We start from the raw sequence: 9,805 nt of genomic DNA on the forward strand, positions 1-9,805 counted from the left end.
GAGGATTTGCGACCTGTAGGACGCCGCTTCGGGGGCCCGGGTTCCATCGGTCCGGCCCGAGGGTCCGGAAGCGGTGGAGCTCTTCCCACCGCGCCCCGGACAAGCCGGGTCGCCCGCACAGGAAGCGATTCATGGGTCTCACCAGCAAAAAGGTGCTGCTGCTCGCGATCGTCGCGACGATCGCGCTGTTCACGCTCACCGTCTGGTTCTGGCCGCGTCTCGGCCGCCGCGGCACCCGCGCCGTACTCGGCCGAATAGGCGTCCTGCTGGCGACACAGCTCTCGATCCTCGCCGCCGGTGGCCTCACGGCCAACAACTACTTCGGCTTCTACGGCTCGTGGGCCGACCTGTTCGGCACCAATACGGACATGGGCATCGTCGTGGACCACGGCCAGGACGCCTCGGCCCAGCTCCATGTGGTCGGATCGCAGGGCGTGGGCGTACCGGGCGGCGGCAGCCCCAAGCGATCGGGCCGCATCGACAAGGTGCAGATCCGCGGGAAGACCACGGGCCTGGGGTCACCCGCGTACGTCTATCTCCCCCCGCAGTACTTCCAGAAGCGCCACGCCTCCAAGGAGTTCCCGGCGGCCGTCGTCCTCACCGGCTTCCCCGGCACGGCCGAGAACCTCATCACGCGGCTGCGGTACCCGCAGACCGCGACCGAGCACATCGAGGCGGGCACCATGAAGCCCACGATCCTGGTCATGATGCGGCCGACCGTCGCCCCGCCGCGGGACACCGAGTGCGTGGACGTCCCCGAAGGCCCGCAGACGGAGACCTTCTTCACCCGCGACGTACGCGCGGCCATCGGCTCCCACTACCGGGTGGGCGAGAAGGCGCGTAGCTGGGGCGTGATCGGCAACTCAACCGGCGGCTACTGCGCGCTCAAGATGGCGATGCGCCACCCGCAGTCCTTCTCGGCGGCAGCCGCCCTCTCGGGGACGTACAAGGCACCGCTGGACGCGACCACCGGCGACCTCTTCGGCGGCAGCAAGCAGCTCGAGCGGGAGAACGACATGCTCTGGCGCCTGAACCACCAGCCCATGCCGCCGGTGTCCGTGCTCGTCGCCACCAGCAAGAAGGGCGAGCACAACTACAAGGACACCCTGACGTTCATCTCCAAGGCGAAGAAGCCGATGAAGGTGTCGTCGATCATCCTCAAGAGCGGCGGACACAACACCAACACCTGGAACCGCGAAGTCCCCGCGGCGCTGGACTGGCTGTCGAACCGCCTCAGTGCGCCACGATGAGGCTCATCGCCTCGGAACGCGTGGCGGGGTCACGGAGCTGACCCCGCACCGCCGAGGTGATGGTCTTCGCCCCCGGCTTCCTTATGCCGCGCATCGACATGCACATGTGCTCGCACTCGACGACGACGATCACGCCGCGCGGCTCGAGGATCTGCATGAGGGAGTCGGCGATCTGCGTCGTCATCCGCTCCTGCACCTGCGGGCGGCGGGCGTAGACGTCGACGAGCCGGGCGAGCTTCGACAGGCCGGTGATCTTGCCGTCGGTGGACGGGATGTAGCCCACGTGGGCTACGCCGTGGAAGGGCACGAGGTGGTGCTCGCAGGTGCTGTAGACCTCGATGTCCTTGACCAGCACCATCTCGTCGTGACCGAGGTCGAAGGTCGTCGTCAGGACCTCCTCCGGTGACTGGCGCAGGCCCGCGAAGATCTCCTTGTAGGCCCGCGCCACCCGAGCCGGGGTCTCCAGCAGTCCGTCCCGGTCCGGGTCCTCGCCCACGGCGATCAGCAGGTCGCGGATGGCGTTCTCGGCCCGCTTCTCATCGAACTCGCCGATGGGGCTGTCCCCGTCCAGCGTCACCGGGTCCGTCATCTGTGCCTCGATCCTCTTGCGTTCGTGCAGGCGCATGGCCGAAAAGCCGCGCCCCCTCAGGTTAGAACCTGAGGGGGCGCGGCTTTCATTCCGGACCCCATGGGGCCTGGTACCCGGGGATCAGCTCTCGGAGCCGCTCTCCTCCGGGCGGTCGGCCTTCTCCGTCGGAACCCTGGCGGGTGCCGTGCCGGCACCCGGCTGCGCACCGTTGGCCATGCTCAGTTCCTTCGGGGAGAGCACCGGCGGGCGGGTGGAGGGCGTACGCCGCGAGGATCCGGTCCAGGCCGGGCGCGACGGGCGCTTCACCACGGTCTGGAAGATCTCCGCGATCTCCTCCTTGCCGAGGGTCTCCTTCTCCAGCAGCGCGAGAACGAGGTTGTCCAGGACGTCCCGGTTCTCGACCAGGATCTCCCAGGCGTCGTTGTGCGCCGCCTCGATGAGCTTCTTGACCTCCTCGTCGACCAGCGCGGCGACCTCCTCGGAGTAGTCGCGCTGGTGAGACATCTCACGGCCGAGGAAGGGCTCGGACTGGTCCGAGCCGAACTTGATCGCGCCGAGCCGCTCGGTCATGCCGTACTGCGTGACCATCGCGCGGGCCGTCGCGGTCGCCTTCTCGATGTCGTTCGCCGCGCCCGTGGTGGGGTCGTGGAAGACGAGCTCCTCCGCAGCGCGGCCGCCCAGCATGTACGCGAGCTGGTCCAGCATCTCGTTGCGTGTGGTGGAGTACTTGTCCTCGTCCGGCAGCACCATCGTGTAGCCGAGGGCTCTGCCTCGGGACAGGATCGTGATCTTGTGGACGGGGTCGCTGTTGGGAGAAGCCGCCGCGACCAGGGCGTGTCCGCCCTCGTGATACGCGGTGATCTTCTTCTCCTTGTCGCTCATGATCCGGGTCCGCTTCTGCGGGCCGGCCACGACACGGTCGATCGCCTCGTCCAGGAAGTGGTTGTCGATCAGCTTCGCGTCACTGCGGGCCGTGAGCAGCGCGGCCTCGTTGAGAACGTTCGACAGATCGGCACCGGTGAAGCCCGGCGTACGGCGCGCGACCGCACTCAGGTCCACGTCCGGCGCGACCGGCTTGCCCTTCTGGTGGACCTTGAGGATCTCCAGACGGCCCTGCATGTCCGGGCGGTCGACGGCGATCTGCCGGTCGAAGCGGCCGGGGCGCAGGAGCGCGGGGTCGAGGATGTCGGGCCGGTTCGTGGCGGCGATCAGGATGACGCCGCCCTTCACGTCGAAGCCGTCCATCTCGACGAGGAGCTGGTTCAGGGTCTGCTCGCGCTCGTCGTGACCACCGCCGAGGCCCGCACCGCGGTGCCGGCCGACGGCGTCGATCTCATCGACGAAGACGATCGCCGGGGCGTTCGCCTTGGCCTGCTCGAAGAGGTCACGGACCCGGGAGGCACCGACGCCGACGAACATCTCGACGAAGTCGGAACCCGAGATCGAGTAGAACGGCACGCCCGCCTCGCCCGCGACGGCACGCGCGAGCAGCGTCTTACCGGTGCCGGGCGGGCCGTAGAGCAAAACACCCTTCGGGATCTTGGCGCCGACGGCCTGGAACTTCGCGGGCTCCTGGAGAAACTCCTTGATCTCCTGGAGCTCCTCGACGGCCTCGTCGGAACCGGCCACGTCGGAGAACGTCGTCTTCGGGGTGTCCTTGGTGATCAGCTTGGCCTTGGACTTCCCGAAGTTCATCACTCGGGAGCCGCCGCCCTGCATCTGGTTCATCAGGAACAGGAAGACGACGACGATGAGGACGAACGGCAGCAGCGACAGCAGGACGCCGACGAACGGGTTCTGCTTCGACGGCGACACCGTGTAGCCGTCGGGCAGGGTGTTCTTGTCGTTGTCGTTGGTCTTGGCCTGGAGGTCCTGGGCGAGCTGGGCACCCTGGTCACCGATGTAGCTGGCCTGCAGCTTGGTGCTGTCCTCGACCTTTTGGCCGTCCTTGAGTTCGACCTTGATCTTGTTTTCGTCGCCGGTGGTGAGTTCGGCGGACTTGACCTTGTTCTCGGCGATGGCCTGAACAACCTGGCCGGTGTCCACCGTCTTGTAGCCGCCGGACGAACCGACGACCTGCATCAACACGACCACGGCGAGGACGGCCAGCACGATCCACATGACCGGCCCACGGAAGTAGCGCTTCACGTCCATCCATACGGGGCGTTCTGCACCCCGTCCCTCCTGCCACAGTGAGGCACGACAGCTCCTGCTGGAACCGTCAGTGCGTACGGTGTATTACCCGACCTATTGCGAGTCCGACCTTCGGACCGTACCCCAGCATTGTCACCCGACGCCGCCCCGGACGGTTAACAAAACCGCCTTCCCATGCTCCAACGGCGGAAAACCGGGAGACGTTCCCGGGCGGGAAGTCCACCGTCGGTGCGACGGGGCGGGGCCGTTCAGCCGCCGTAGACGTGCGGCGCGAGCGTGCCCACGAACGGCAGATTGCGGTACTTCTCCGCGTAGTCGAGGCCGTAGCCGACGACGAACTCGTTCGGGATGTCGAATCCCACGTACTTCACGTCGATGGCGACCTTGGCGGCCTCGGGCTTGCGCAGCAGCGTGCACACATTCAGCGACGCCGGCCCGCGCGAGCTGAGGTTCGACAGCAGCCAGGACAGCGTCAGGCCGGAGTCGATGATGTCCTCGACGATCAGCACGTCCCGGCCGGCGATGTCGGTGTCGAGATCCTTGAGGATCCGCACGACGCCCGAGGACTTGGTGCCGGCCCCGTACGAGGAGACCGCCATCCAGTCCATCGTCACCGGGGTGGACAGGGCCCGGGCCAGGTCCGCCATGACCATCACGGCGCCCTTGAGGACACCGACGATGAGCAGATCCTTGCCCGCGTACTCCGCGTCGATCTTCGCGGCCAGCTCGGCCAGCTTCACGTCGATCTCTTCTTTGGTGATGAGCACCGACTGAAGGTCGGTGCCCATGTCCTTGTCGTCCACCCGCGTCACTCTCGGTCGGTCCGGTGAACCGGGGCCGTGCGGCGCCTCTGGCCGCAAGTCCCGGCGTGGCCGAAGGATTCGGCTCAGTGTTCGGCGGCTGCCTCGTCGCGTCGCCGGATCACCAGACTGCCACACCGCCGCTGAGCCTCGACCCGGCCGGGCAGGTTGATGACTCCCTGACCGCGCCAGCCGGTGATCAGCCGGTCGACTTCCTCGATGTGCTTGGCGAAGAGGGACCCGGGCGGGGAGCCCGCGGCGATGGCGGCCCGGCGGAGCACACGGCGGCGGACGGCGGGCGGGAGGGCGTAGAGCTTGGCGGTGTCCAGAGCGGCGTTCGCCTCGGCGTCCGCGGCGATCGCCGCGGAGGAGTCCGCGCGGACCGTCCGCTCGGCGTCGGCGGCCCAGGCGTCGAGGGCGTCGGCGTCGTCGCGCGAGAGTTGCGCGGTACGGGCGAGGGCCTCGATGACGCCCTTGCCCAGCGACTTCTCCAGGGCGGGCAGCCCTTCGTGGCGAAGGCGGGAGCGCAGGTAGGCGGGGTCGGCGTTGTGCGGGTCGTCCCAGACCGGCAGGGACTGGACGAGGCAGGCCTTGCGCGCGGTCTGGCGGTCGAGGTGGAGGAAGGGCCGCCGGTAGCGGCCGCGGGCACCGGAGACGGCGGCCATGCCGGACAGCGAGCGGATGCCCGAACCGCGGGCGAGCCCCAGCAGTACGGTCTCGGCCTGGTCGTCCCGGGTGTGGCCGAGGAGCACCGCGGCGGCGCCGAGCCGCTCCGCGGCCTCGTCGAGCGCGGCGTACCGGGCGTCGCGCGCCGCGGCCTCGGGGCCGCCCTGGCGTCCGACGCTGACGGCGACGTGCTCGACCGGGTCGAGGCGCAGCGCGCGCAGCCGGACGGCGACCTCGGCCGCACGCACATCGGAGCCCGCCTGGAGACCGTGGTCGATGGTGATCCCACCGGCACGGATGTCCAGCTTGGGGGCCTCGAACGCGAGGGCGGAGGCAAGCGCCATGGAGTCGGCGCCACCGCTGCAGGCGACGAGGACGAGCGGGCGCGGGGAGGCGGCTGCGGGGGGAGGGGCGGTTCGGGAGGACTCGGCGCCGCTCAGGGCGTCGTTGAGCACGTCGTGCAGGGCGCGGCGCACTGCCAGGCGTATCGCTGCGACCGCTGGATGGGGACCCATGTCCGGTTCACTTCCTCGGGGCCGGTGCCGGGCCGCAAGGGCTCAGTCACGGCTTATCGGTGACGACTTGTCAGTCACGGCTTTCATCACACTGAGTATGTAGATGGTGACAGAGGCGAGCCGTTCCCTGAGCATTGCACGCCTATCCCTGCCCCACGGTCCCTCGGACGGGTGATTGGGCGGGAGTTCCCGCGCCCCCGTGCACGCCCCCCTCATGACGCTGTCCTATGCCCCATCCGATTTGCGGTGAACCCGGGCGATCCATTCCGCCGGCTCGGCGATCTCGGCCTTGGTCGGAAGGGTGTTGGGGGACGTCCAGACGCGGTTGAAGCCCGCGATGCCGACCTCGTCGACCACGGACCGCACGAACCGCTCGCCGTCCCGGTACTGGCGCAGCTTGGCGTCCAGGCCGAGCAGCTTCCGCAGCGCCTGGTCGAGCCGTCCCGCGCCGCTGGCCCGGCGCTTCTGGAACTTCTCGCGGATCTCGGCGACCGAGGGCACGACCTGGGGGCCGACCCCGTCCATCACGTAGTCGGCGTGGCCTTCGAGCAGCGACATGACGGCCGTGAGGCGGGCCAGGATCTCGCGCTGGGCAGGGGTCTGCACCAGCTCGACGATGCTGCGGCCGCCGTCGGACGGGCTCTCGGGCCGGTTGCCGGTGAGCGACTGGGCCGCTTCGCGCAGCCGCTCGAGGAGCGTCGAGGGGTCGATCTCGGTCTCGGCGAGGAACGCCTGGATCTCGCCCTCGATGTGGTCGCGCAGCCAGGGGACGGCGCTGAACTGAGTGCGGTGGGTCTCCTCGTGCAGGCACACCCAGAGTCTGAAGTCGTGCGGCTGGACGTCGAGTTCGCGCTCGACGTGCACGATGTTGGGCGCCACGAGGAGGAGTCGGCCGCCGCCGTTCTGCGAAGCGGGAAGATCGCGCCCGGCCGGGGCGAACGTCTCGTACTGGCCCAGGACCCGGGAGGCGAGGAAGGACAGCAGCATTCCCAGCTCGACGCCGGTGACCTTGCCGCCGACGGCACCGAGGACGCCGCCTCCCGGAGGGCCGTTGCGGCGCTCCTCCATCTTCTCCAGCAGCGGCTTGAGGATCTGGCGGAACCCGGCGACGTTGGCCCTGACCCAACCGGGGCGGTCGACGACCAGGACCGGCGTGTCGTGTCCGCCGACGGCTCCGTCCTCCGCCATGCGCGTGAACGACCGGACATGCTCCTCGGACGCCTTGGCGTGCCGGCGCAGCTCGGACACCACGGCCCGCGCCTCGTCCCGGCTCACTTCCGGACCCGGCCGCACGAGCCGGGTCGCGGTCGCGACCGCGAGATTCCAGTCGACCATCTCGGCACCACCGATGCTCGTCATGGATTCACGGTACGTGCTGGGACGCGCTTGCGGTGAGGCCTCACCATGCCGGCGCCCCCTGCCGAGGGCCGTCGATCCCTGACGGGGCACGGGATCGCGGCCTCATGAGAGGGACGGGCGACGGGCTGCCGGAGCGGCTCGGGCCCTGCCAGGGAGGCGTAGCGGCTCCTCCCCCGGCCGCGGGTGCACGGTCGGGGTCCGAGGTGAGTCCGGGCCGCCGATGGCCCGACCGTCGCCGTCAGCGGCAGCCGCAGTTGGCGACCGTGGACGCCAGGCGGTCCAGGACGGACTGGGCCGCCTTCGCGTCGACGGCGTCCGACGTCATGAAGGCGAAGGCGAGCAGACGGCCGTCCGCGTCGACGACCGTGCCCGCGAGCGTGTTCACCCCCGTGAGCGTGCCGGTCTTGGCGCGGACCATGCCCGTGCCCGTGGGAGCGTCCGCGTACCGGCTGCGCAGGGTGCCGCTGAAGCCCGCCACCGGGAGCCCGGTGAGGACCGGTCGCAGGGCCGGGCGTTCGGTGTCCGCGGCCCGTACGAGGAGTTGGGCCAGAAGCCCCGCGGACACCTTGTCATCGCGGCTGAGACCGCTGCCGTCCGCGAAGCGGGTGCCGGAGAGCGGCAGGCCGAGCTTCTTCAACCGGCCGGCCACGGCCTTCTCGGCGCCGCCGAAGCTCGCCGGTTCGCCGTCGGCGATGGCCGTCTGGCGGGCGAGCGCCTCGGCGATGTCGTTGTCGCTGACGGTCAGCATGCGCTCGACGAGGACCGACAGGGGCTGCGAACGGACAGTGGCGAGCGTGCCGGCCCTCCGGCCCGCGGTCGTGCCGTGCGGGTCGCCCTTGGTCTTCACGCCCCGCTCCCTGAGGAGCCCGGCGAACGTCTTCGCCGCGTCCTCCGCCGGGACGGCGGTCCGCGGCGCCGGGCCACTGACGCTGTCGTCGAGGCGACCCTCGTCGGCCATGAGCGCGCTGACGGGCGCGAGGTTGGGGTTGGGGCCGATGGAGTGCTCCTCCGGCCCGCCGTAGGCCGAGGTGTCGTACGCGACCGTGATCTTCTTCGCACCGCGGCTCTTCAGGGCGCGTGCGGTCCTGTCGGCGAGGGCGCGCAGGCTCGCGGGGGCGTCCGGGCCCTTGGCCTCCCGTGCCGTCAGCGTCGGGTCGCCGCCGCCGACGAGAACGATCTCGCCGTCCCCGGCGCCCTCCACGACGGTCGTCGCGATGCGGTGGTCGGGACCGAGGGCGTCGAGGGCCGCCACGGCGGTGGCGATCTTGATCGTGGACGCCGGTACGGCGGCGGTGCCGTCGCGCGAACCGTAGAGCTGCTTGCCGGTCGTGGCGTCGACGATGGACGCCGTACGCAGAGGGCCGAGCGCCGGGTCCTTCAGCAGCGGCGAGAGGGCGTCGGCCAGGCCCGACCGGGTGGGCGGCGGCACGGGATCCGGGGACCGGGCCGGGCTCGCGGCGCCGAGTGCGGCGAGGACGGCGGCCGCCGGAGGGGTGGCGCCACCGGCCGTACGGCCCGAGCGTCCGCCCGTTTGTTCGCCGTGATCCTCGCCACCCGTGCCGCTCGCGGCCTCTGCGCGGTCCCTCTCGGCCGTACGCTGTCCGGAGTCCCAGGGTCCTGCCGCTGTCACGGCACCGGCCGCGACAGCCAGTCCCACCAGGGCGGATACGACGGGCAACTGCCATGCCGGCAGCGCCCGCCACCGTTCGACGGCCCACCTGAACTGCCACGATTTGGCCTCGGGCACCTCGGACCAGCCCCTTTCGCGACCACACACCTGCGTGAGGGACACTTAATCACCCGAAGTATGTGCTGATCATGGAGGAGCCACCCGTGGAGTTCGACGTCACCATCGAGATTCCGAAGGGTTCGCGGAACAAGTACGAGGTGGATCACGAGACCGGCCGCATCCGCCTCGACCGTCGACTCTTCACTTCGACCAGCTACCCGGCTGACTACGGCTTCGTGGAGAACACCCTCGGCGAGGACGGCGACCCGCTGGACGCCCTGGTGATTCTTGACGAGCCGACGTTTCCGGGGTGCCTCATCAAGTGCCGGGCGATCGGCATGTTCCGGATGACCGATGAGGCCGGCGGCGACGACAAGGTGCTCTGCGTACCGGCGTCCGATCCGCGCGTCGAGCACCTGCGTGACATCCACCATGTGTCGGAGTTCGACCGGCTGGAGGTCCAGCACTTCTTCGAGGTCTACAAGGACCTGGAGCCCGGCAAGTCGGTCGAAGGCGCCACATGGGTGGGCCGGACCGAGGCGGAGGCCGAGATCGAAGCTTCGATCAAGCGCCTCGAAGCCCAGGGTGGTCAGCACTGAGAGGCTGACAACCGCTCTTACTCCCACAGTCGGGGGGGGGCCCCCCCCCCGGGGGGGGGGCCCCCCCCCCCCGCGCCCCCCCCCCCCCCACTCGGCGTTCCACCTTTCATGCGGCCCGGCGTCCAGCGGCGCGTTTCTACGCGT

Annotated in this window: 8 protein-coding genes; 2 read left to right on the plus strand and 6 right to left on the minus strand. The window is 69.9% G+C overall.

The window, feature by feature from the left end; translation table 11 throughout:
• Positions 1-131 precede the first annotated feature (131 nt).
• A complete protein-coding gene (locus tag ACGFNH_RS20225; protein ID WP_393655565.1) occupies positions 132-1,250 on the plus strand; it encodes an alpha/beta hydrolase in 1,119 nt (372 codons plus the stop codon).
• Here ACGFNH_RS20225 and folE read toward each other — a convergent pair.
• From folE to dacB, 6 genes are all read right to left on the minus strand, one after another.
• Positions 1,234-1,839, minus strand: coding sequence for a GTP cyclohydrolase I FolE (gene folE / locus ACGFNH_RS20230; RefSeq protein WP_393655567.1), 606 nt, complete (start codon positions 1,837-1,839; stop codon positions 1,234-1,236). The two genes, ACGFNH_RS20225 and folE, sit on opposite strands and share 17 nt — an antisense overlap.
• Positions 1,840-1,959: 120 nt before the next feature.
• Positions 1,960-3,993 carry an ATP-dependent zinc metalloprotease FtsH gene (ftsH, locus tag ACGFNH_RS20235; protein ID WP_393655568.1) on the minus strand — a complete coding sequence of 678 codons (2,034 nt, stop codon included), beginning with the start codon at positions 3,991-3,993 and terminating at the stop codon, positions 1,960-1,962.
• A 248-nt stretch (positions 3,994-4,241) separates the two neighbouring features.
• Positions 4,242-4,781: a hypoxanthine phosphoribosyltransferase gene (gene hpt / locus ACGFNH_RS20240; RefSeq protein ID WP_393656142.1), complete on the minus strand. Its 540-nt coding sequence runs from the start codon at positions 4,779-4,781 to the stop codon at positions 4,242-4,244.
• 98 nt (positions 4,782-4,879) lie between these two features.
• Positions 4,880-5,974 carry a tRNA lysidine(34) synthetase TilS gene (tilS, locus tag ACGFNH_RS20245; RefSeq protein WP_393655570.1) on the minus strand — a complete coding sequence of 365 codons (1,095 nt, stop codon included), beginning with the start codon at positions 5,972-5,974 and terminating at the stop codon, positions 4,880-4,882.
• Between the two features lie 225 nt (positions 5,975-6,199).
• The gene (locus tag ACGFNH_RS20250) at positions 6,200-7,333 is read right to left on the minus strand and encodes a zinc-dependent metalloprotease (protein ID WP_393655572.1); all 1,134 of its coding nucleotides are present in this window, start codon (positions 7,331-7,333) and stop codon (positions 6,200-6,202) included.
• A gap of 238 nt (positions 7,334-7,571) precedes the next feature.
• Complete coding sequence (dacB, locus tag ACGFNH_RS20255) at positions 7,572-9,080, minus strand: D-alanyl-D-alanine carboxypeptidase/D-alanyl-D-alanine-endopeptidase (protein ID WP_393655574.1); 1,509 nt, start codon at positions 9,078-9,080, stop codon at positions 7,572-7,574.
• A gap of 86 nt (positions 9,081-9,166) precedes the next feature.
• Between dacB and ACGFNH_RS20260 the strand changes: the two genes are divergently transcribed.
• Positions 9,167-9,661, plus strand: coding sequence for an inorganic diphosphatase (locus ACGFNH_RS20260; RefSeq protein ID WP_360848767.1), 495 nt, complete (start codon positions 9,167-9,169; stop codon positions 9,659-9,661).
• Positions 9,662-9,805: the final 144 nt, after the last annotated feature.

This window comes from Streptomyces sp. NPDC048639 (assembly GCF_043199075.1).
Taxonomy (GTDB): Bacteria; Actinomycetota; Actinomycetes; order Streptomycetales; family Streptomycetaceae; genus Streptomyces.

Excerpts from the sequence above, each read along its gene's own strand:
- ACGFNH_RS20225 (WP_393655565.1), top strand. The coding sequence starts at position 132 with ATGGGTCTCACCAGCAAAAAGGTGCTGCTGCTCGCGATCGTCGCGACG.
- ftsH (WP_393655568.1), bottom strand. The coding sequence starts at position 3,993 with ATGGACGTGAAGCGCTACTTCCGTGGGCCGGTCATGTGGATCGTGCTG.
- ACGFNH_RS20250 (WP_393655572.1), bottom strand. The coding sequence starts at position 7,333 with ATGACGAGCATCGGTGGTGCCGAGATGGTCGACTGGAATCTCGCGGTC.
- hpt (WP_393656142.1), bottom strand. The coding sequence starts at position 4,781 with ATGGGCACCGACCTTCAGTCGGTGCTCATCACCAAAGAAGAGATCGAC.
- tilS (WP_393655570.1), bottom strand. The coding sequence starts at position 5,974 with ATGGGTCCCCATCCAGCGGTCGCAGCGATACGCCTGGCAGTGCGCCGC.
- folE (WP_393655567.1), bottom strand. The coding sequence starts at position 1,839 with ATGACGGACCCGGTGACGCTGGACGGGGACAGCCCCATCGGCGAGTTC.